The following is a 21,516-nucleotide window of genomic DNA, read 5'->3' as shown; positions in this document are numbered from 1 at the left end:
TGAATGAATTAATAAGGTGTTTTGAGTTATCTATGGTGCTAATGAATGCAGGGGTCAGGTACCGGCCAGCATATTCATTTCATTGCTGAGTAAGGTACTTAATACTTCAACCGGCACCGGGCGTGAAAAAAGATAACCCTGAAGATGGGAGCAACCTGCTGATACTAAAAAGGATTTTTGCAGCTGATTTTCAACGCCTTCGGCAATCACGTTGAGATGCATTTTATTGCCCAGCTGCGAGACGGCAGAAACGATGGCGGCGGTATCGTTCACTTCTGTGACGTACTGCACAAACGAACGGTCGATTTTTACGCTGTCCACCGAGATATCTTTCAGCAAACTGAGGCTGGAGTAACCGGTGCCGAAATCATCGAGGGAAATTTTCACCCCGGCTTTACGTAACGTCGCCAGATGGCTGAGGCTGACCGGGTTGGCATTCATAACCGATGTTTCGGTGAGTTCAAGTTCCAGCCGCGATGGCGGGAAATCCTCTTCCGCCAGAACTGCCAGAATGCGCGGACCGAAATCAGGTTCGCCCAGTTGCACCGCAGAGACGTTGATCGCCAGATTCAGCTGGCCGAAGGTTTTGATATCCCGGCATGCCTGACGCAGAACAATTTCCCCAAGCTGGATCACCAGCCCGGTTTCTTCAGCCAGCGCAATAAACTGAACCGGCGAGACCTGTCCCAGCACCCCATGATTCCAGCGCGCCAGTGCTTCGACGCATACCACTTTTTCGTCGCGGCTGCGTAAAATCGGCTGATAGACACAGGAAAGATCGCCTTCTTTAGCCAGCGATTCGGCCAGCGCCTTCACCATGATGCGTTTGCTGACACTGCTGGCATCGAGCAATTCCGAGTAAAACGAAAACATATTTTTGCCGCGCTGCTTGGCTTCCAGCAACGCCGTGTTGCCGCGTCGCATGATTTCGCCTGCTGTAATGTTCTCTGCACCAAACATCACGATACCGAAGGAAATGGTGATCATCGGGTTGGCGCGCGTCAGGGTAAACGGCTGGCGCATCATCACCAGAATTTCCAGCGCCAGATTATTGGCCATTTCACTGCTCGGGCTGTTGCGCAAGATAATGGAGAATTCATCGCCGCCGATGCGTGACACCGTGCCGCTGTTGCCGACTTCATTACGCAGACGCTGACCGAATTCACACAGGATCGCATCGCCCGCCTGATAACCGTAGGTGTCGTTGATGTAGTTAAAATCGTTCAAATTCAGCAGGAAGAGGGCGTACGGCTCGGGGCGATACATGCGCTGTGCCGCAATCTGGCTCAGCTCTTCGTTCAGTGCGGTGCGGTTTGGCAGGCCGGTTAACACATCGTGGCGGGCAAGGTAACGGATTTGCGCTTCTGAACTGCGTAACAACGAAATATCCATAATGGAGGTCAGAATAAAATGCCGGGTCTCCAGAGTGACGCGGGATTTACGCACCAGCACATTGCGCCGTTTACCTGACGGATCCACCAGTGTTTCTTCATTAACGGTTTTTTCACCGGTTTCCAGTACTTCGATATCGCGCTGGCGCTGCCGTGCCGCTTGTTCAGTATCCGTAAAAAAAGACACATCCTGACCAATCAACTCTTCCCGCGGACGACCATAAAATTCACTGGCTTTCTGATTAAGAAACACCAGTTTCCGCTGGTCATCTTTAAGAACCGTCGCTTCGGGAAGAGCATCAAGAACTGCCTGGCATATCGCAATATCTGTAAGCATGAGTTAACTACCCCGAGCAGAAAATGAGTGTGATGTGGCAGAGCGTGTAAGCCAGTGAACTCATCAGATTGTTTTTTGCAATTATTACTCACAATTGGATGAGAATATTACCGTTGTTTTTAAATTTTAAAATTCAATCGGTTATCACGCCCTAAGTAAGGTATTCGATATATTATTCGGGTGAATAACGATCAACTCAGTTCAATACGGTTTTTACCGGCGGATTTTGCCCGATACAAAGCATGATCTGCCTGGATTAATAAGTGCGAAATCGAATCTTGTTCCGGTTCACTGAATGCCATGCCGACACTGACCGTCATCGGGATATTATGCAGGGAATTCTGCGCCAGCTGAAAACGAATAGTTTCCGCCATTTTTATCGCCTGATCTTTGGGTTGCGTGGTCAGACAGGCAAATTCCTCACCGCCGATACGGGCAAAAATATCTTTTTTTCCCAGCGTGGAATTGACCACGTTGCAAAAGAAAACCAGCGCCGAATCGCCACCGGCATGGCCGTACTGATCATTGAGTCTTTTGAAATTATCCAGATCAAACAAGATAAGTTGTAGCGGGAAAACGTTATTTTTACGCTTTCTGATCAGTTCATTACCGTATTCCAGAAATGCGCGGCGATTGCCCACGCCGGTCAGCGGGTCACGCAGGGACGCTTGCTTATAACCGAGTTGCCCGCGCTCATACACCATGGCGAGAATGATGAAAGACAGACAGATAGCGTACAGAATAGCTTCAAAAATCAGTATAGCGAAGAATCCGCTGCTATGACCGCCCGCTGTCTCCGCATAAGGAATGCCATCATCGAAGTACGGCCGGACAAGATAGAAACAGGCATGGAATAAACTCAGCGGCAGCGCCGGCCAGAACGTCACATGAAGCTGTTTGCGTGCATGCCAAAGCTCAACCGTGGTCAGCAGCGTATATCCGGCAATTAACAGCGAGCCGAGAAAAATCCGCTGGGAAAGCGCATGATAAAAAACAGGGTACAGGCAGAACAGCGCCCAGATAAGTGGCCCGGCAAACACCACGGGGAGCAGTATCCTCCGTCCGGTAAAGGTGCGCAAAGCGGCCCACAATATGCCGTAGCAAAACAGAATGGTGATGTTGCTCAACAGCACCGGAATAATGTCATGGGCGCCTGAACGGAAGCTGCTGAGTAAGGTTCCGGCGGTAGAAAAGGCCAGCATCAGGGCGGTAAGCCCGAGCGTCGGATCCCTGCGGCCACCGATCCATGCAAACAGCATGACCCCGGTAAGCAGGATGAGAATATAAAGCTCAAAAATAAATAACGTGTAAACGTCGAGATGCATAAATTGTATGAGTTGTTATTTGCGGGTATGCCGGATGTTATTCTGACTGATAAGAGGCACCGGACAGAAACACTTTCAGTAATTTTAGGAATTTCTTTATAAACGAAGGAGGCCGGCGCGGGATAATACGGCAATAAAGCACTCAGTGATGCTTTTTGGTGCCGAATTTTTCATCCCATTCGCGGCGATAACCACGGGATTGTTTGCGGCCTTTGAGCCACAGAAAGGTGCAAACGATACAGACGCCTGCCGAAAAAACGATATTTCGCATATCCTGATCATAAAAAATAACCAGCACACAATCGAGCGCCGCAATGATGGCAAACCATTTATGCATATGCGACTGCCTGCGGGTTTCCGCATTGATTCTTTTCAGCTGACGTCCTTCATCCAGGACCTTTCTTTTTTCCATCGCATGCTCCTGGTGATTCTCTGAGTCATTAATTTGACTTAGGTTTAATTAAGGATAGCAAACCGAAAAGTGCGGTTAACGCCGGTAATATTAACTGATCCGCAAATTATTATCGCGAATTACCTGCGGGCACAATCCGCCGGTTAACGCGGTTTACTGCCTGATTTCACAGTCTTTTAGACAGCCTTTGCGCATAGCCAAAATAAGGGTCTGCGGTGAAAAAGTATTACCAATTGCTGCTGAGGATTGATTTCACAGGCTGACGTGGATTATCGTTTCGGAATTATCTTAATTTTCGGTGACAAAATGAGCGACTCCTCTTCACGCAAGATCGTTGACGGCGCCAACATTTATCAGGATTTCGAAACCCGTTTTTACGAATGGGAAGACGGAATGTCCAGTGCCGGTTTTAAACTGGAATTGCCTGACCGTCACAGGGAAGAATTTGACTGGGGCGTGACGGGCTACAACTTTGGCCGCGTCATTGGTGGTGTGCTGACCGTCAGTGAGCATGACATTAACCGCCAGTACGGCAACCTGTTTTCCATGCCGGATCACATTGTGATTTTCATCATCATCATCGGCGGCATGGAATGCCAGTGTTATGGCGAGCGATTTATGCTTAATCAGGGAGACATCATGATTCAGGATATGTCTCAGCCGATTAAGATCCATGTCTATCCGGGGGATCAGAAACCACGCCTCGGTTCTTACCAGTACATCATTATGCCCAAGCACAGCCTGCATTTTAATGTCGACATTGCGGCACTGCACGGCAAACGCATCCCGGCCACTTCTCCGGTCAATATCATCCTGCGCAATCACTTTGCCACCATGGTGCAGGTGTTTGATCAGATGACCGAGCAGGAAGTGCTGAGCACCGGCGAAGGGGCGGCTGCCGTGTTCCTGCAAACGCTGCATCTGGTGGCGGGCAAAAAAGTGGAACACCCGTTTGAGCAGAGCGCGCGTCTTGAACGCATCTGCCTGTATATCGAAAAGCATCTGGGCAGTCCGATCAGTATCGATATTCTGTGCAAAGATTTTGGCATTTCCCGCTCCGGGCTATACCGCCTGTTTGAGCCGCTGGGGGGCATCGCGCAGTTTATCCGCAGCCGCCGTCTGTTGCTGGCGAAGCGACTGCTGCGTACGTCTTCCATGTCAGATCAGAGTCTGGCCGCCATCGCCCGCCAGTGCGGGCTGGAGCTGAGTTCGCTGCGCCGTTACTTCCATGAGTTCTACGGGGCAACGCCGTCAGAGATGCGGGAGAAATTTCGCCGTGATGCCGAGCTTTCCGGGCAGGCTGATGCCACGCATGTGAATTGGGTGAGTTCGCTTTAATCGTTTGATTTAGCCTTATTTGTTCACCAGCTGTTAAAAAAATACGCATTTCGTGATCTGTCACTATTCTGATTTTTGCCTCTCAGGGGCGGATTCAGCGCCGTCTTTTCGGACAAACACAGTAGACTTGGTGGAATATTCACCAGTAATCATTGAGAGTGCATTATGTTAGTCCCTCAACCGGCAGTAGATGAACAGGCTCGTCTTGCCATACTGGCTTCTCTGGGCATACTGGATTCCCCCAGAATTGAGGAAATCGACCGGATCACCCGGATGGCCGCTCGCCAGTTTCAGGTCAGGGCGGTGGTTGTTTCGCTAATTGATACCGACCGGCAGTGGTTTTTGTCTCATACCGGGGTTGATATCAACCAGTCTCCCCGCGATACCTCGTTTTGTGGTCACACCATTCTGGAATCCGGCCCCCTGATTGTGCGGGATGCCCGCCTCGATTTGCGTTTTCATGACAACCCGCTGGTAACCGGTGCCCCGCACATTGTGTTTTATGCGGGCTGTGCGCTGCACTCGAAAGAGGGGATCGCACTGGGCGCCATGTGTCTGATTGATGACCGGGTACGGGAATGGAGCGACGAAGACCAGCAGACGTTGACGGACATGACCGCGCTGGTGCAAAGCTACATTTTTCATCTGGAAAACCGTCAGTACACGGCGCGGGTGGAAGATAATCTGGCAAAAAGTGAAGCCCTGTTTGAACAGACATTTGCGCACGCCGCCGTCGGGTTTTCGCTGGTCGGCCTCGACTGGCGCTGGCTGCGGATCAATCCGCAGGTGTGCAATATGCTCGGGTACGCCGAATATCAGCTGCGCGCCTGCCTGCTGCATGACGTCACGCATCCCGAAGACATTTATGCCGAGAACATTCTGGTTCCCCGTTTGCTTTCCGGTGAGATCAACAGCTTCAGCGTCGAAAAACTTTTGCAACGGGCTGACGGCAGCACGCTTTGGGTGACACTGACCGCCTCGCTGGTGCGCAATCCCGCCGGTGAAGCCCATCACTACATCGTGGTCATCAACGATATTACCGAACGTAAACACATCGAACAGGCGCTGTATACGCTGCAGGAAGACCTGGAGCGGCGGGTGGCGGCGCGCACCAACGAGTTACAGGTGGCGATGGATCAGTTACATCAGGAAATCGCCCAGCGGCTGACGCGTGAGCGTGAACTGACGGAAAGTAAAAACCGTCTCAGGGCGATCACCGACAACATTCCCGCGCTGATTTGCCATGTAGATGCCAGCGAGCAATACACCTTTGTGAACCATTTCCATGCCAACTGGTACGGCGTTGAGGAAACACAGGTCAGCGGGAAGACGGTCAGGGAAGTGGTCGGGGATGACAGTTATCAAAAAATTCAGCCCTACATCCGTCAGGCTTTACAGGGCATTGCTGTCAGTTACGAAATTGAGTTGCCGCATCATTCCCGTCACGGCAAAGGCGGCGTACTGCATACCACGCTGATCCCCTGCGACGATATCCGCCAGGGATACTACGGCCTGTCGACAGACATCAGTGAGATTAAAGAATTACAGGCGCAGCTGGAATTCGAAGCCAATCACGATCCACTGACCGGCTTACCTAACCGGCGCGCGTTTCAGCAGTCCCTGATGTATGCAGCCAGACAACAAGAAAAAGCAGATAAAGACATCGCATTGCTCTTTTTGGATATTGATAATTTTAAAGCTTATAACGACACCTACGGGCACGAATTTGGTGATTTAATCCTGAAGTTCTTCGGTCATACCCTGCGCAGTCATCTGCGTTCTCAGGACGTGGTGGCGCGTCTGGCCGGGGATGAATTTACCGTTTTGCTTGGGCATCTGGTGAATACCGAAAGTGATGTCAGCCGCATTTGCATCAGCCTGATGAGCGCATTACACGCCATCGAGCGGGTGGCCGGGGTTCCGGTGGCCTTATCCGCCAGCATCGGTGTGGCAGTCGGCCGCGCCCGTCAGCCGCTGTTACCCGATACGCTGATGGCACGCGCCGATGCCGCGATGTACCGGGCGAAGCAGAGCGGGAAAGGGCGGTATTATTTAGGGTGAAAAACAGGGGAACGGCGGAGGGGCAGGGCGTTGCACCATAAAAAACGCCTCCCGGAGGAGGCGTTCGTCAACCATCGTCAGATTCTTTCTGCGCTTACTGCGCGGAAGCCAGTTCTGGTTGTTTTTCGTCAGTATCCCGATCCAGCGTCATGCGGTGCAGTTTAGACGCTGTGACCAGCATCAGCACGGCAATCACGGCAGTTGCGATACCAATTTGCAGGAACACATGGCTGTAAATAGCCAGTGAAGCATGCGCATCTTCAATGTCTGAAGGCACAGCAGTCAGGTTCGCTACGTAGCCTGCGATGATCGCCGCCGCAGCGGTAGTCAGGAACCAGGCACCCATGATGAAGCCCATCAGACGCTGTGGAACCAGTTGTGCCACCATCGCCAGACCCAGACCTGAAATCATCAGCTCACCGATACTCTGCAGCGCGTAGCTCAGTACCAGCCAGTTAACAGACACGATACCCTGCTCATTCGCCAGGCTTGCACCCCACGGCAGAACCAGGAATGCACCTGAACACAGCACCATACCAATCGCAAACTTGTGCGGCATTGGCATACGGTCGCCCACTTTGGTATAGACAGCCGCCAGAATCGGGCTTGCCACCATGATCCAGAACGGGTTCAGCGCCTGGAACTGCTCAGGCTGGAAGCTGATACCCAGCAGATCATGCCCCACGTTGTGGATCGCGAAGAAGTTCAGCGACGTTGGCATCTGGCTGTACAGCACAAAGAATACCACCGCTTCCATCATCAGCAGGAAAGCAACAATCATCTTACGACGTGCAATGCCCTGCATGGAGAAGGTTTCTTTCGCAAACACAATGATGATACCCACGGACACCACACCCAGAACCATACGTGCGATGGTTTGGTTATGCAGCAACCAGCTGGACAGGAACACCAGTGCCACCACGCCGACCAGAACCATCAGCAGTTTTTTGAACTGCAGCGGTGCGAAGTCTGGTTTTGAACCCTGACGTTTTACCCATTTGCGGCAGAACATGAAGTTCACGATGGTGATCAGCATACCGACCACGCTCAGGGAGAACGCGACGCTCCAGCCGTACTGCGCGGCAAGCCATGGCGTTGCCAGCATGGAGAAGAATGAGCCGATGTTCACAGACATGTAATACATGGTGAATGCGCCATCAAGACGCGGGTCATCTTTTTCGTAGCAGGTAGAAAGCAATGAGGATGGATTTGCTTTAAACAAGCCACTGCCGACGGCGATAGTCGCCATACCCAGATAAACCCAGAAGACTTCGTGGCCGGAATAGGCAACGAAGGAATAACCTAACGCCAGAACAATCGCGCCAAGCACGATCACGCGTTTTGACCCCAGCACTTTATCGCCGAGCCAGCCACCGATTGCCACGAAGCCGTAGACCAGTGCACTGAAGGAAGAGAACAGGGTGATGGAATCGGCTTCACTCAGGCCAAGCATTTTGACCAGGTAAACCGCCATGATCCCTTGCAGGCCGTAATAACCGAAACGTTCCCACAATTCGATGGAGAAGATCAGGTAAAACGCTTTTGGCTGTTTGAAGGCGTTCAGACTCACGCTTTCGTTGTTTGGTGTTTTGTTTGCAGTTGACACTCGGACCTCTGTTTATTCCTTCCGCCTTTCAGTGGCGGAAACGCATAAGTGGCGCGAAATAAGCACCCTTTGCATTGTTATAAGATGGGATGACGGCAAGTAATGTTCACTATCTTCGTAAATGAGGCAAGGAGTTTGACATATGCCGTTACATTTAACTTATCCGACCTGATTAAACTGTGTTCGAAATGTTATGCAGAATTAACGTTTATGTTTTCTAAATAGACAATGTGAATATGTTGTATGAATAATAATCCACGATGCGTTGTGGTTATTGTTTTACCGGAAAAGTCTTAATCGGTTTTATTGTCTGGATGAAGATGAATAAACAGTGAATGCATCTGCGATAACGGGGTTTTTCTGGGTTTTTATGAACGCCCGATTTGCTGCGGAAGAGCTATCAGGAACGGGTCACAGTGTAATGTGATCTGCATCGCGTTTTAACACTAAATTTCCGATTGAAAATAAGATTAGTACGACTTATGGCGGTTAAGTGGCGCGGGCATTTACAATTGTCCACTCCGGCAGGGGAATATCCTGCCGGAGAGAGGGGATTTAGCATGAAAGGAAAAGGGGGGAGAACTACGGGCTCAGCGTATCGCCCAGCGTCTGAATAAGACGATTCGACCAGCTGAACAGCGCCGTTGTCAGCAGAATATCCAGAGATTGCGTCGCCGAATAACCCGCATCTGATAATCCATGTAACTGCCGGGCATCAAACCGCTCAGGCGTGCGGGTCAGTGCCACGACCGCCTGCAATAATGCGGCCTCTTTTTTATCTGTCAGGTTTTTCGATAACGTATCGACAGCATCATCACGATGATGCTCTTCGAACAACGTGTTGATCAGCCGGTCATTACCGCCCGCTTCAAGATACAAACGTCCGTGGATACCGGCGCAGTACAAACAACCGTTGAGTTGCGACGTCGCCACGGCAGCCAGTTCGCGCCACGCCGCTTTAGGCAGTTCGCCTGCCTGCATAATGTGATTGAACACCGCCGAGAATTCGCTCAGTGCGTCGGCATCATGCACCAGCAGGGTATAGAACGAGGAAGAACGGGCATCCGGTGCGATCAAATCCAGCACATCCTGCTGATGCTGGCTGGCGCTTTCCGGCGCGACTTCCGGCAGCCGCGAAGTCCACTGCAACATCGCCAGTGAAAAGCCGGTTTGTTCGCAGCCTTCCGGTGACGGGAAACCGGGTAGCACGGCAGCCGCGCGGCCCCGTAAACCATTGAGCACAGCCAGCACGCGCGCCTGATAACTGACAAAACCGATCAGCTGGGTAAAGGTCACAATATCGCGGGTACTGAAATCCACGTCGTACAGCTGGTGCAGCATCGGTGTGGTGATCAGTGTCGGCTGGGTGGCAAGCAGGCGGGCGAACTGGGTAATGTGGGTCTGGCGGATGTTGCTTTCACGGGAGGCATCAGGGCTGGAGAGCGGGGCGAGGCGTGCGGCGTAATGGCTACAAAGTGTCTGCACGCCGCTGACCTGCGCGACGGTCAGTGCACTGCTCAGCCGGTCATATAAAGATAACGTTTCGGTCCGCGATACGTTCAGCGTCTCCGGGAACAGCACGTCATAGCAGGCGCGGGAAGCATGCAGCAGTCTCTGACGTTCATTAAGCAACTGACGCAGTGTCGGGTCAAGTTGCGCATCAATGCCCAGCAGAAAGCGATCCTGAACCAACGCAGCATGCGGATCGAGCGGCAGATGACCATACTGGCTGGATTGAGTTTCATGATACCAGCCGCTGTGCGCGGCCTTGCGTTGTTGTTCCATGAACGGGTCCTTTCTTCAAGCCTGTCACTCAGGCGAATTATCAGACCCTATCGTTGCCGATACTGCTGTCGATATAAAATAATGTTAAGCGATAAATCATATCGAAAAGGAATAGATGACGTTTTAGCCTTAATTCCCGTCACGCCGCCAGGCATCGGCGGTCAGTGCTTCACCAAAGTGGCTGGAAATCAATCGCTTGGTCAGATCATGCAAGGGGGCCGCCAGCACTTCAGCGGTATTGCCGCGTTCCACCACTTCACCCTCATGCATCACCAGCACCTGATCGCTGATATGTTTCATCATGCCCAGATGCTGCGTCACATAAATGTAGGAGATCCCCTGCTTCTCCTGTAACTCGAGCATCATATTGATGATTTGCGAGCGCATCGACATGTCGAGCGAGGCCAGCGCCTCATCGGCCACAATCACTTTCGGTTGCAGGATCAGCGCCCGCGCCAGCGCCACACGTTGTTTCTGACCGGATGCCAGCATGTGCGGATAATAATTGGCGTGATCGGGCAGCATACCGACCAGACGCAAGGTCTGATTAATGCGCTGTTCACGCTGCTGGGCATCCATTTCCCCGTTCAGACGCAGCGGGGCTTCAAGCAACTGTCCGATACGCTGACGCGGATTGAGCGAGGTGCTCGGATCCTGAAAAATCATCCTGATTTGCTGGCTGCGGAAGCGGTAATCGCGAAACTCCAGCGGATGCTCATCAATCAGGATCTCGCCGCCGCTCGGCTCCACCATGCCGGACAGCATCTTCGCCAGCGTCGATTTCCCTGAGCCGTTCTCGCCAATAATCGCCAGCGTCTGTTTTTCACGCAGCGTAAAACTCACCGGCTTCACGGCATCAAGATTCATTTTGCGGAACAGTCCGGTGCGATAACGGAACGTTTTGCTCAGATTTCGGACTTCGAGCAGGGTTTCGCCCATTATTGCTCCTCCATGTTCAGCGGAAAGTGGCAGGCATACGCATGGGTTTTCGCCAGCCGCAGACGCGGGGTTTCGATGCATTTTTTCTGTGCATACGGGCAACGCGGCCCGAGACGACAGCCAATCGGCAAATGTTCCAGTGACGGAATGGCTCCCGGCAGCGTATTCAGGCGGCTCTTATGGGGCAGTGAACGCCCGAAGTCCGGCATCGCGCGGATCAGCGCCTGAGTATAAGGATGATGCGGTACCGACAGCAGTTCTTCACACACGGCGCTTTCCACTGTTTGCCCGCAATACAGCACGTTAATGCGGTTCGCCCATTTACTCATCATTTGCAGGTCGTGGCTGATCAGCAAAATCGTGGTGTTATTGTTCTGGTTGAGACGCGCCAGCAGGCGGAAAATCTGCGCCTGTGTGGTCGGTTCCATGGCGTTGGTAGGCTCATCGGCAATCAGCAGACGTGGCTGGTTCGCCAGTGCAATGGCGATCATCACTTTCTGGCATTCACCTTCGGTCAGCTCATACGGATAACTGGCCATAATGTCTTTGTGATCTTTGATGCCGACGCGGTGCAGCAACTCGATGGCGCGTTTTTTCCGCCATTTCCAGCGCTGATACCAGCGTCCTTTATACGTCCAGCCGGGAATGGCCTGAATCAGCTGACGGCCGATGTTTTCAGAAGGATCCAGACAGGACTGCGGTTCCTGAAAAATCATCGACACGTTTTGCCCGACCAGTTTGCGCCGCTCGCGTGGCGACAGCTGCAACAGGTCGATATTGTCGAAACGCATCCGGTCGGCGGTGACGCGCCAGTTGTCTTTGGTCACACCACAAATTGCTTTGGCAATCAGGCTCTTGCCTGAGCCGGATTCGCCTACAAGTCCGCGGATTTCACCGGCATTCAGGGTCATGCTGACGCGATCTACGGCTTTCACCGGACCGTCGGCAGTCATAAATTCAATGGTCAGATTGCGGATATCGAGTAACGGCATTATTCCACCCCCGCATTGATCGCCCGACGCACACCGTCACCCAGCAGGTTGATCAGCAGCACACTAACCAGAATGGCGGCACCCGGCAACATTACCGTCCACGGTGCGACATACACCAGTTCCAGCGAGTCGCCGAGCATCGCGCCCCATTCCGGTGAAGGCAGTTGCGCGCCCAGATCGAGAAAACCTAACGCGGCGATATCCAGGATCGCCATCGACAGCGCACGGGTAAATTCCGTCGCCAGCACCGCCACAATATTGGGCAACACGGCATAGCGCAGGATTTGCCAGGTCGAGGCACCGTCGAGCCTTACGGCCACCACATACTCTTTTTCCAGCTCATCGTGTACGGCGCTGTAAATCGTGCGCGAAATACGTGGCAACAACGCCAGCCAGACGGCCAGCATCGCGTGTTCCAGTTTCGGGCCGATAAAGGCCACCACCACAATCGCCAGCAGCAGGGAAGGGATCGACAACAATGTATCGAGAATATGGTTCAGGATGGCCGATTTCAGGCCACGGCTGATCCCCGCAAGTACGCCGATAATCACGCCACACAGTGAGGCCGCCAGCGTGATCACCAGCGCGCCACCGATCGTCGGCGCAGCACCGGTTAACATCCGGCTAAGTAAATCGCGCCCCAGATCGTCCGTGCCGAGGAAAAACGACACATTGCCGTAGCGCGACCAGGATGGCGGCAGCAACTGATAACCGAGGAACTGCTGATCGAGCGCATAAGGCGCCAGCAGATGACCGAAAATACACAGCCACAGCAGACCCAGCACGCCGTAAAAGCCGATCATCGACAGCGTGTCGCGGTAGAAAATCCCCCACGTATGGCGCAGCGGACTGGGAACCTGTTTTTCGCGGTATACATTATCGAAGGGCATACCATTCCTTATGTTTCAATGGATTCATCACCGCGCCCAGAATGTCTGACAGCACGTTAACCACAATCACCAGCGAACCGACTACCATCACACCGGCAGAAATTGCCGCGTAATCCTGCTGGCGGATAGCGTTAATCAGCCAGCGGCCGATGCCCGGCCAGTTAAAGACCACTTCGGTGATCATCGCCAGCGTCAGCATGGTCGAAAATTGCAGGCCGAGTTTAGGAATGATCGGCGGCAGCGCATTGTGCAGCACGTGGCGGCGGATAATGGTAAAGCGCGATAAACCACGGGTGGCGGCGGCTTTCACATAGTTTTTCGCCAACACATCGTCGGTGGAAATGCGCATCAGGCGGATCACTTCGGTGGTCGGTGCGACGGCCAGCGCGGCGATCGGCAAAATCATATGGCGGACGGCACTCATGATCATTTCATGGCGATAAGGTGAATCGGACAACCACGCATCCACCAGCGTCAGGCCGGTGACGGTTTTCAACTGGTACAGCAAATCAAGACGGCCGGAGACCGGCAGCCAGCCCAGTTGCAACGAGAAGAACAGCATCAGCAACACGGCCAGCCAGAATACCGGAATCGAAAAACCGAGCAGGGCGAGGCTGCTGATGGCGACATCCGGCCATTTACCGCGCATCACCCCCGCCAGAATACCCAGCGGGATGCCGACGATTAGCGCCAGCGCGAAAGCCAGCACACACAGTTCCATGGTGGCCGGAAATACCGCTTTCAGCTGATAGGTAATGCTTTCGCCGTTAATGCTCGACACGCCAAAATCAAACTGGAACAGGCCAGTAAAATAAAAGTGATAGGCATCCCACAACGACGCCCCGCGCAGCGGCGCATTCGGGGTGAAATAACTCAGGCTGAACGCCACCAGACTGAGCAGAAACAGGGTGACCAGCAACAGTAAAATACGACGTAACGTGAAGATGATCATGGGGCTTTCCTTCCTTCATCATCCCGGAACACACCCGCAAACGACGAGTTGCCAAACGGGCTCAGCACCAGCCCTTTAATATCATAACGGTAGGCCTGCAGACGCAGGGAGGACGCCAGCGGCAGCACCGGTAACTCCTGCTCAAGGATTTTTTGCGCCTGCTGATAGAATTCAATGCGCTGAGAAAGTTGTTGTGACAACAGCCCCTGACGCAACAACTCATCGAATTCAGGGCTACACCAGTGAGCATAGTTGGTCTGCGAATGGATCGCCGCGCAACTGAGCATCGGACGGAAGAAACTGTCGGGGTCGTTGCTGTCCGTCGACCAGCCGGTCAGCGTCAGATCGTGGTTCATCTCCATCAGCTTGGCTTCCTGAAAACGGCCTTCGACCGGCACAATCGTCACCCGGATGCCCACCTGCGCCAGATCGGCCTGGATCAGCTCGGCGGTTTTCAGCGGGCTGGGGTTAAAGGATTGCGACGCCGTTGGTACCCACAAATGCAGACTGAGTTTCTCCTGACCGAGATCTTTCAGTATTTGCTTCGCTTTTTCAGGATTGTATTCCGTGACCTGTGCATTGCTGTCATACGCCCAGGAGGCGCGCGGTAAAATAGATGCGGCGGTTTCTGCCGTGCCGTAATAAATCGACTGCATCAGACGCTGGTTATTGATGGACAGCGCCACTGCCTGACGAATACGCGGATCGTTGAGCGGCGCTTTGCTGGTATTGAATGCCAGATACGCAACGTTCATGCCGGGGCGCAGGGAAAGACGCAGGCGCGGATCCTCACGCAGAATCGACAACTGACTCGCCGCCGGATAGGCCAGCACATCACACTCGCCGGTCAGTAATTTGGATAAACGCCCGGTGCCGCCGACACCCATATCAATCACCACCTGCGACATGCGCGGGGTGCCTTTCCAGTACTGGCCGTTGCGCGCAAGACGGACGTACTGGCCGGTGCGGTATTCGCCAAGCTGGAAGGGGCCGGTACCGACCGGCTGGCGGTCGATCTCTTCTTCATTACCGGCTTTGGTCAGACGGCCGGCATACTCGGCGGAAAGCACCGGCGCATAGTGCGTTGCCAGATGCCAGAGGAAAGAGGCGTCCGGGTTATTGAGGCGAAACTCAACCGTATAATCATCGAGTTTTTTGACGCTTTTCACCGTGCGGCCAAACTGCAGGCTGTCGAAATACGGGTATTCCTCGCCGTTGACCGCGTGATAGTGATTATCCGGATCGATAATGCGCTGGAAGCTGAACACCACGTCGTCGGCGTTCATTTTACGGGTCGGTGAAAACCAGCGGGTTTTCTGGAAAGGCACGTCTTTGCGCAGGTGGAAACGGTAGGTAGCGCCGTCATCCAGCACGTCCCAGCTTTGCGCCAGTTCGGGGATCAGGCGGTAGGTATAGGGGTCGACATCCAGCAGGCGATCGTATAACTGTGCTGCAAGAGTATCGATAATTAACCCGCTGCTGGCTTTCTGCGGATTAAAAGTATTGATCATGCCATTAACGCAATAGACAAAGCCGCTCTGGCGAATATCTTTCACCGGCGTACTGACTGCCGTCGGGCTGGCGTGTTGGGGGGCAGTCTCAGCAAAAGCTGCTGTGGACAAACTGCTCAGTAAAAGCATCCACAAAGTTAGACGACGCATAAGGGCTTCAAAGTTAAGGTGCAATACCTTAAGTGTACCGTACTCTGCGAAGTACCCCAATCCATTGCGCAAAACAGCGTATGATCCTGCGGCACATCGCGCAAAAATCATCCGGACAAGGCGTAAGGCGAAATAAAACGGAGTCCTTAATGACCTTATGGATGTTCAATAAGTAGCCATGACGACATTGTGGTAATGAGAAATATTCTCAACAAAGTGCTTTACAGACGATACTGAGAACCATTATCATTCTTTTCACCGGACGAGAGACGGCCCGCCAGGGACGTTAACCGCGAGGTACGACATTGCTCACATTGCTTCCAGTATTACTTAGCCAGCTCGGGTGCTGGCTTTTTTTTGCCTGTTATTCAGCCACTTCCTGCGAATTCACCTGAATGGCGTGTTTCTTCAACATTCCGCGCAACTGATGATATGTCACGTTCAGCAGCTCAGCCGCCTTACGCTGGTTGAACCGCGCCTGCCGCAAAGCCTGTTCAATCAGATTCTTTTCCTGCTCCGTGACCCATTGTTTCAGATCTAAGGGTAACGTCGGCAGAGCGTCAGGCTGACTGACATCTGCCGGAACAGCAGCGGAAGTGCGCCGCGCAAAGGGGTTGAGGATAATGTTGTCGAGCGGGAAATCGCTGGTGCCGTGACGGTACATCGAACGTTCCACCACATTTTTCAGCTCGCGGATATTGCCCGGCCAGCGGTAGGCCAGCAGGGTTTCACGGGCATATTCGGTAAAGCCGGGGAATAAAGGCAATGAAAGTTCGCGGCACATCTGGATGGCGAAATGTTCGGCCAGTAACATGATGTCCTGCTGGCGTTCACGCAGAGGCGGCAACTGCACCACATCAAACGCCAGCCGGTCGAGCAGGTCGGCGCGGAATTTCCCTTCTGCGGCCAGTTGCGGTAAGTCATCGTTAGTTGCGCACACCAGCCGCACATCCACCTGCAACGGCTGGCTGCCGCCGACGCGCTCGAGATGGCCGTATTCAATCACGCGCAGCAGTTTTTCCTGCACCAGCATCGGCGCGGTCGCCAGTTCATCGAGGAACAGCGTGCCGCCGTCCGCCCGTTCAAAGCGTCCGAGATGGCGTTTTTGCGCGCCGGTAAATGCGCCCGCTTCATGACCGAACAGCTCTGAATCCAGAAGATTTTCATTGAGCGCCGCACAGTTGAGCGAAATGAACGGCCCCTGCCAGCGGGGTGACAAATAATGCAGACGGTGCGCTATCAGTTCTTTCCCACTGCCGCGTTCGCCGGTCACCAGCACCGGTTTGTTCAGCTTCGCCAGTTGCGAGACCTGTTCCAGCACTTCGATGAAGGCATTGGCCTCGCCGAGTAATTTGTCTGTGTTATCCGTCATTTGCCTTTCCTTGTGTGGTGAAAAACACTAACACTTAGTGAAAATAATCATCTCGAAAAATAAGCATAGCAGAGACGCTATGAAAAAATTCAATTTATTCATGAAGATAATGATTTTAAAAAGTTGGCACGGATCCTGATAGAGAGTTATCGCCGCGGTAGAAAATTATCATGTGGCTTTAACCGGTAATCATTTGGCCGGAAACCAAACAGAAACAAAGAGGAATTTCGATTATGGGTATTTTTTCTCGCTTCGCTGACATCATTAACGCCAACATCAATACTTTGCTGGATAAAGCAGAAGATCCGCAAAAACTGGTTCGTCTGATGATTCAGGAAATGGAAGACACGCTGGTGGAACTGCGTTCTACCTCCGCCCGTGCGCTGGCAGAAAAGAAACAGCTGATCCGCCGTATCGAGCAGGGTGAAGCCCAGCAGATTGAATGGCAGGACAAAGCCGAACTGGCGCTGCGTAAAGATAAAGACGATCTGGCCCGTGCGGCGCTGATCGAAAAGCAAAAACTGTCCGAGCTTGTCACCACGCTGAAAAACGAAGTCACCGTGGTGGAAGAAACGCTGGATCGCATGAAGTCAGAAATTGGTGAACTGGAAAGCAAACTGACCGAAACCCGTGCGCGTCAGCAGGCGCTGACCTTACGCCATCAGGCGGCGGCCTCGTCGCGTGACGTTCGTCGTCAGCTCGACAGCGGTAAAATTGATGAAGCCATGGCACGTTTTGAGCAGTTTGAACGCCGCATTGATCATATGGAAGCGGAAGCAGAAAGCGTCAGCATCGGTAAAAAGAAATCGCTGGATCAGCAATTTGCCGAACTGAAAGCCGACGATGAAATCAGCGCACAAATCGCTGCCCTGAAAGCGAAAATGAACGGCAACCAGGACGCATAATGTTTGCCAGTAAACCTGCCTGTTCGCAGGCGGGTTGTTGCAGGATAAACGCCGTAACCGGTAATAAAAAAGACTCATAAGGAGAGACAATGAGCTTCCTGTTCTTAGCCATCCCGCTGACCATTTTCGTTTTATTCGTGGCGCCCGTCTGGTTGTGGCTTCACTACAGCAATCGCCAGCAAAATGGCAGCCAGCTCAGTCAGCATGAGATGCAAAATCTCACCAGCCTGACCCATGAAGCGCAACGTATGCGCGAACGTATTCAGGCGCTGGAAGAAATTCTTGATGCCGAACATCCGGGCTGGAGGCAATCATAATGGCGACCCGTCTGTCTGAGAAAAAACTCTACCGTGTGCCGGAAGAGGGCGTGGTAAAAGGCGTGCTGGCCGGGCTGTCGCATTATCTGGGCGTGCCGGTTAAATTGCTGCGGATTATGGCCGTATTGTCGATTTTCTTCGGCCTGTTTATGTTCACCGTTGTGGCATACATCATTCTCAGTTACGTGCTGGACCCGGTGCCTGCCAGTGAATATGACGAAGATACCGCGCCGTCGCCGCGTAATTTGCTGGAAGAAGCCGACCGCGAGCTGCAAGCCAGTGAGCAGCGTTTGCGTCAGGTCGAACGTTACGTCACCTCAGAAACCTTTGGCGTACGCAGCCGCTTCCGTCAGCTTTAACTCAGTATTATCCGCTTTGCCTCTGGTCGCCGGAAATTGCTCCGGCTGCCATTTTCCCTTTCACGTCCCGCTTAAGGAATCACTATGACCCGTTATCTGAATTCCTCGCTGCCGGGTAAGCGCAGCCTGTTTTCGAAAATTTTCAGCGTGGCGATCACGCTGGCGCTGACCTTTGGTCCTGCCGGGCTGGCGGCGCGAGTGCTGGGCGTGGTGGGAAAAGGGCCACTGCGGTATGTTTTAGCACTATTATTAGAACCGTTATTCAAACGTATTCTGACCGCGCTGTTTGGGCGCTACGCCAGGGAGAGCAATGAAAAGACTACAAAACGAGTTTAATTCACTGATCAATCGCGGCATGGATCGCCATCTGCGGCTGGCCGTCACCGGTTTAAGCCGCAGCGGAAAAACCGCCTTCATCACCGCCTTCGTTAACCAGCTTTTACATATGCACAGCGGCGCACGTTTACCGCTGTTTTCGGCTGCCCGCGAGGAGCGTCTGCTCGGTGTAAAGCGCGTTCCCCAGCGTGATCTGGGCGTGTCGCGATTTGCCTACGACGAAGGACTGGCATCGCTTTATGGCACGCCGCCCGCGTGGCCGACGCCGACCCGTGGCGTCAGCGAAATCCGTCTGGCACTGCGTTACCGCTCCAACGATTCCCTGCTGCGTCACTTCAAAGACACCTCCACGTTATATCTGGAGATCGTCGATTATCCCGGCGAATGGCTGCTGGATTTGCCCATGCTGGAGCAAAATTATCTCGACTGGTCCCGCCAGATGGCGGGGCTGTTACAGGGCGATCGTGCAGAATGGGCGAAGCCGTGGCTGACGTTGTGCCAGCAATGTGATCCGCTGGCACCGGCAGATGAAAATCTGCTGGGCGCGATTGCGCAGGCGTACACCGACTATCTGGTGCGTTGCAAAACGGAAGGTTTACATTTTATCCAGCCGGGGCGTTTTGTTTTACCGGGCGACATGGCCGGTGCGCCTGCGCTGCAATTCTTCCCCTGGCCCGAACTGAACCGCTATTCCGATGCGCAACTGGCGCAGGCAGATAAAAACAGCAACCTCGGCATGCTGCGCGCCCGTTTCGACTACTACTGTCAGCACATCGTGAAGGGCTTTTATAAAGACCACTTTGTGAAATTTGACCGCCAGATTGTGCTGGTCGATTGCCTGCAACCGCTGAACAGCGGACCGCAGGCGTTCAACGATATGCGTCTGGCGCTGACTCAGCTGATGCAAAGCTTCCACTACGGCAAGCGCACGCTGTTCCGTCGTCTGTTTAATCCGTGTATCGACAAACTGATGTTTGCCGCCACCAAAGCCGACCACATTACCGGCGATCAGCACGCTAATCTGGTGTCGCTGTTACAGCAACTGGTGCAGGAAGCCTGGCAGAATGCGGCGTTCGAAGGCATCAGCATGGACTGCGCCGGTCTGGCCTCGGTGCAGGCGACGGAAACCGGCATGGTGGAATATCAGGGGCAAACGTTGCCCGCGCTGAAAGGCCACCGTTTGCAGGATGGCGCGCCGCTGACCGTATTCCCCGGCGAAGTGCCTGCACGCCTGCCGGGACATGCGTTCTGGCAGAAACAGGGTTTCCATTTTGACGAGTTTCGTCCGCGTGAAATGAGCGTGGACACCCCGTTGCCGCACATCCGTCTGGATGCGGTGATGGAGTTTTTACTGGGAGATAAAATGCGATGAGCGAACCGATTAAACCGCGTATCGATTTTGAAACGGAATTAAAGGCCCCGGTCGATCCGGTGATCAAACCGGCGCTGGCGTTTGACGAGCAAATGTCAGAACGTTTTATTCCGGTTTCCGTTGAAACGGATGAACAGCAGGAAGAGGGCGAGGCCGAAGCAGTGCTCAACCGCGCATTGAAACCACGCCGCAGTTTATGGGGAAAAGTGGTGCGTCTGGGCGTGGCGGTGCTGGGGATCAGCGTCGTGGCGCAGGGCGTGCAATGGGTACACGACGCGTGGATCCAGCAGGATTGGGTGGCGCTCGGTGCCTGTACCGCCGGCGGGTTGATTATCATCGCCGGTGTCGGTTCCGTCGCGACGGAGTGGCGGCGTTTGTACCGTCTGCGGCAGCGTGCTGACGAGCGTGACAAGGCACGGGACTTACTGCACAGCCACGGTCTGGGGCAGGGGCGGGTGTTTTGCGAAAAACTGGCGGCGCAGGCCGGGCTGGATAACAGTCACCCGGCATTGCAACGCTGGCAGGCATCGCTGCATGAAACGCAAAATGACCGCGAAGTGGTCGAACTCTACGCCCGTCTGGTTCAGCCGGTGCTCGATGCGCAGGCGCGTCGGGAAATCAGCCATTCCGCTGCCGAATCGGCACTGATGATCGCCGTCAGCCCGCTGGCGCTGGTGGACATGGCGTTTATCGCCTGGCGCAACCTGCGTCTGGTGAACCGTATTGCCGTCCTGTACGGCATCGAACTCGGTTATTACAGCCGCATCCGCCTGTTCCGTCTGGTGCTGCTGAACATGGCCTTCGCCGGTGCGTCCGAACTGGTGCGCGAAGTGGGCATGGACTGGATGTCGCAGGATCTGGCCGCGCGTCTTTCTGCCCGTGCGGCACAGGGCATCGGTGCCGGTCTGCTGACCGCACGTCTGGGCATCAAAACCATGGAACTTTGCCGTCCGCTGCCGTGGCTGGAAGGGGATAAACCGAAACTCGGTGATTTTCGCCGCGAGCTTATCGGCAAGCTGAAAAACAGCATGGTGAAGAGTGATAAAACCAGGTCAGGCGTTTAATGACCCGCTGATGGAAAAATAATACAAAAAAGCCCCCGCGCGAGCAGGGGCTTATATTACTCTGACTGAGTTGCTTATAAATAAACTTTCTATAAAACGAAA

The 21,516-nt window shown here is 53.6% G+C and carries 19 protein-coding genes; 8 read left to right on the top strand and 11 right to left on the bottom strand.

The features are described from left to right. Positions 1 to 54: 54 nt before the first annotated feature. The 3 genes from EYY67_RS10290 to EYY67_RS10280 all read right to left on the bottom strand — a co-directional run bounded on the left by EYY67_RS10290 (position 55) and on the right by EYY67_RS10280 (position 3,465). Positions 55 to 1,728 (bottom strand): putative bifunctional diguanylate cyclase/phosphodiesterase, encoded by a 1,674-nt coding sequence (locus tag EYY67_RS10290; RefSeq protein ID WP_095921488.1) that lies wholly within the window; start codon positions 1,726 to 1,728, stop codon positions 55 to 57. A gap of 191 nt (positions 1,729 to 1,919) precedes the next feature. Next, a complete protein-coding gene (locus tag EYY67_RS10285) occupies positions 1,920 to 2,987 on the bottom strand; it encodes a GGDEF domain-containing protein (RefSeq protein ID WP_162928662.1) in 1,068 nt (355 codons plus the stop codon). 208 nt (positions 2,988 to 3,195) lie between these two features. Next, positions 3,196 to 3,465: a hypothetical protein gene (locus EYY67_RS10280; protein ID WP_095921490.1), complete on the bottom strand. Its 270-nt coding sequence runs from the start codon at positions 3,463 to 3,465 to the stop codon at positions 3,196 to 3,198. A 306-nt stretch (positions 3,466 to 3,771) separates the two neighbouring features. On the opposite strand from EYY67_RS10280, the gene EYY67_RS10275 reads away from it, so the two are divergent. Both EYY67_RS10275 and EYY67_RS10270 read left to right on the top strand, forming a co-directional pair. Then, positions 3,772 to 4,803: an AraC family transcriptional regulator gene (locus EYY67_RS10275; protein ID WP_095925102.1), complete on the top strand. Its 1,032-nt coding sequence runs from the start codon at positions 3,772 to 3,774 to the stop codon at positions 4,801 to 4,803. A 165-nt stretch (positions 4,804 to 4,968) separates the two neighbouring features. Further along, positions 4,969 to 6,864, top strand: a complete 1,896-nt coding sequence (locus EYY67_RS10270; RefSeq protein ID WP_131693453.1) for a diguanylate cyclase domain-containing protein — start codon at positions 4,969 to 4,971, stop codon at positions 6,862 to 6,864. 94 nt (positions 6,865 to 6,958) lie between these two features. Here EYY67_RS10270 and dtpA read toward each other — a convergent pair whose 3' ends face one another. The 8 genes from dtpA to pspF all read right to left on the bottom strand — a co-directional run bounded on the left by dtpA (position 6,959) and on the right by pspF (position 17,061). Next, complete coding sequence (gene dtpA, locus EYY67_RS10265; protein ID WP_095921492.1) at positions 6,959 to 8,470, bottom strand: dipeptide/tripeptide permease DtpA; 1,512 nt, start codon at positions 8,468 to 8,470, stop codon at positions 6,959 to 6,961. A 582-nt stretch (positions 8,471 to 9,052) separates the two neighbouring features. Next, entirely contained in the window at positions 9,053 to 10,255 is a 1,203-nt protein-coding gene (locus tag EYY67_RS10260) for a CMD domain-containing protein (protein WP_131693452.1), read from the bottom strand. A gap of 129 nt (positions 10,256 to 10,384) precedes the next feature. Further along, complete coding sequence (sapF, locus tag EYY67_RS10255) at positions 10,385 to 11,194, bottom strand: putrescine export ABC transporter ATP-binding protein SapF (protein ID WP_095921494.1); 810 nt, start codon at positions 11,192 to 11,194, stop codon at positions 10,385 to 10,387. Further along, on the bottom strand, positions 11,194 to 12,186 hold the full coding sequence (gene sapD, locus EYY67_RS10250) for a putrescine export ABC transporter ATP-binding protein SapD (protein ID WP_095921495.1): 993 nt from the start codon (positions 12,184 to 12,186) through the stop codon (positions 11,194 to 11,196). The genes sapF and sapD overlap by 1 nt, the downstream gene beginning before the upstream one ends. Beyond that, on the bottom strand, positions 12,186 to 13,076 hold the full coding sequence (gene sapC, locus EYY67_RS10245) for a putrescine export ABC transporter permease SapC (protein ID WP_131693451.1): 891 nt from the start codon (positions 13,074 to 13,076) through the stop codon (positions 12,186 to 12,188). The genes sapD and sapC overlap by 1 nt, the downstream gene beginning before the upstream one ends. Beyond that, on the bottom strand, positions 13,063 to 14,028 hold the full coding sequence (sapB, locus tag EYY67_RS10240) for a putrescine export ABC transporter permease SapB (RefSeq protein ID WP_119826233.1): 966 nt from the start codon (positions 14,026 to 14,028) through the stop codon (positions 13,063 to 13,065). Before sapB ends, sapC begins: the two co-directional genes overlap by 14 nt. Further along, the gene (sapA, locus tag EYY67_RS10235; protein WP_095921556.1) at positions 14,025 to 15,689 is read right to left on the bottom strand and encodes an ABC transporter substrate-binding protein SapA; all 1,665 of its coding nucleotides are present in this window, start codon (positions 15,687 to 15,689) and stop codon (positions 14,025 to 14,027) included. Before sapA ends, sapB begins: the two co-directional genes overlap by 4 nt. A gap of 364 nt (positions 15,690 to 16,053) precedes the next feature. Next, positions 16,054 to 17,061, bottom strand: a complete 1,008-nt coding sequence (gene pspF / locus EYY67_RS10230) for a phage shock protein operon transcriptional activator (RefSeq protein WP_131693450.1) — start codon at positions 17,059 to 17,061, stop codon at positions 16,054 to 16,056. A gap of 233 nt (positions 17,062 to 17,294) precedes the next feature. Here pspF and pspA point away from each other — a divergent pair, with 233 nt between their 5' ends. The 6 genes from pspA to EYY67_RS10200 all read left to right on the top strand — a co-directional run bounded on the left by pspA (position 17,295) and on the right by EYY67_RS10200 (position 21,414). After that, positions 17,295 to 17,966 (top strand): phage shock protein PspA, encoded by a 672-nt coding sequence (pspA, locus tag EYY67_RS10225; RefSeq protein WP_131693449.1) that lies wholly within the window; start codon positions 17,295 to 17,297, stop codon positions 17,964 to 17,966. An 89-nt stretch (positions 17,967 to 18,055) separates the two neighbouring features. After that, positions 18,056 to 18,283 carry an envelope stress response membrane protein PspB gene (gene pspB, locus EYY67_RS10220; RefSeq protein WP_013576050.1) on the top strand — a complete coding sequence of 76 codons (228 nt, stop codon included), beginning with the start codon at positions 18,056 to 18,058 and terminating at the stop codon, positions 18,281 to 18,283. Continuing rightward, complete coding sequence (pspC, locus tag EYY67_RS10215) at positions 18,283 to 18,642, top strand: envelope stress response membrane protein PspC (protein ID WP_095921559.1); 360 nt, start codon at positions 18,283 to 18,285, stop codon at positions 18,640 to 18,642. The genes pspB and pspC overlap by 1 nt, the downstream gene beginning before the upstream one ends. 84 nt (positions 18,643 to 18,726) lie before the next feature. Further along, the gene (locus EYY67_RS10210; RefSeq protein WP_095921560.1) at positions 18,727 to 18,978 is read left to right on the top strand and encodes a phage shock protein PspD; all 252 of its coding nucleotides are present in this window, start codon (positions 18,727 to 18,729) and stop codon (positions 18,976 to 18,978) included. Next, entirely contained in the window at positions 18,953 to 20,350 is a 1,398-nt protein-coding gene (locus EYY67_RS10205; RefSeq protein ID WP_095921561.1) for a YcjX family GTP-binding protein, read from the top strand. The genes EYY67_RS10210 and EYY67_RS10205 overlap by 26 nt, the downstream gene beginning before the upstream one ends. Next, positions 20,347 to 21,414: a YcjF family protein gene (locus EYY67_RS10200; protein ID WP_131693448.1), complete on the top strand. Its 1,068-nt coding sequence runs from the start codon at positions 20,347 to 20,349 to the stop codon at positions 21,412 to 21,414. Before EYY67_RS10205 ends, EYY67_RS10200 begins: the two co-directional genes overlap by 4 nt. Positions 21,415 to 21,516 lie beyond the last annotated feature (102 nt).

It is taken from the genome of Rahnella victoriana, from assembly GCF_004330295.1.
GTDB classification, from domain to species: domain Bacteria; phylum Pseudomonadota; class Gammaproteobacteria; order Enterobacterales; family Enterobacteriaceae; genus Rahnella; species Rahnella victoriana.
The sequence above is the reverse complement of the archived record's forward strand: the minus strand, read 5'-3'. Positions and strand labels throughout refer to the sequence as shown.

Coding starts and splice junctions, on each gene's coding strand:
- EYY67_RS10290 (WP_095921488.1), bottom strand. CDS start 1,728: ATGCTTACAGATATTGCGATATGCCAGGCAGTTCTTGATGCTCTTCCC.
- EYY67_RS10285 (WP_162928662.1), bottom strand. CDS start 2,987: ATGCTGTTTGCATGGATCGGTGGCCGCAGGGATCCGACGCTCGGGCTT.
- EYY67_RS10280 (WP_095921490.1), bottom strand. CDS start 3,465: ATGGAAAAAAGAAAGGTCCTGGATGAAGGACGTCAGCTGAAAAGAATC.
- EYY67_RS10275 (WP_095925102.1), top strand. CDS start 3,772: ATGAGCGACTCCTCTTCACGCAAGATCGTTGACGGCGCCAACATTTAT.
- EYY67_RS10270 (WP_131693453.1), top strand. CDS start 4,969: ATGTTAGTCCCTCAACCGGCAGTAGATGAACAGGCTCGTCTTGCCATA.
- EYY67_RS10260 (WP_131693452.1), bottom strand. CDS start 10,255: ATGGAACAACAACGCAAGGCCGCGCACAGCGGCTGGTATCATGAAACT.
- sapF (WP_095921494.1), bottom strand. CDS start 11,194: ATGGGCGAAACCCTGCTCGAAGTCCGAAATCTGAGCAAAACGTTCCGT.
- sapD (WP_095921495.1), bottom strand. CDS start 12,186: ATGCCGTTACTCGATATCCGCAATCTGACCATTGAATTTATGACTGCC.
- sapC (WP_131693451.1), bottom strand. CDS start 13,076: ATGCCCTTCGATAATGTATACCGCGAAAAACAGGTTCCCAGTCCGCTG.
- sapB (WP_119826233.1), bottom strand. CDS start 14,028: ATGATCATCTTCACGTTACGTCGTATTTTACTGTTGCTGGTCACCCTG.
- sapA (WP_095921556.1), bottom strand. CDS start 15,689: ATGCGTCGTCTAACTTTGTGGATGCTTTTACTGAGCAGTTTGTCCACA.
- pspF (WP_131693450.1), bottom strand. CDS start 17,061: ATGACGGATAACACAGACAAATTACTCGGCGAGGCCAATGCCTTCATC.
- pspA (WP_131693449.1), top strand. CDS start 17,295: ATGGGTATTTTTTCTCGCTTCGCTGACATCATTAACGCCAACATCAAT.
- pspB (WP_013576050.1), top strand. CDS start 18,056: ATGAGCTTCCTGTTCTTAGCCATCCCGCTGACCATTTTCGTTTTATTC.
- pspC (WP_095921559.1), top strand. CDS start 18,283: ATGGCGACCCGTCTGTCTGAGAAAAAACTCTACCGTGTGCCGGAAGAG.
- EYY67_RS10210 (WP_095921560.1), top strand. CDS start 18,727: ATGACCCGTTATCTGAATTCCTCGCTGCCGGGTAAGCGCAGCCTGTTT.
- EYY67_RS10205 (WP_095921561.1), top strand. CDS start 18,953: ATGAAAAGACTACAAAACGAGTTTAATTCACTGATCAATCGCGGCATG.
- EYY67_RS10200 (WP_131693448.1), top strand. CDS start 20,347: ATGAGCGAACCGATTAAACCGCGTATCGATTTTGAAACGGAATTAAAG.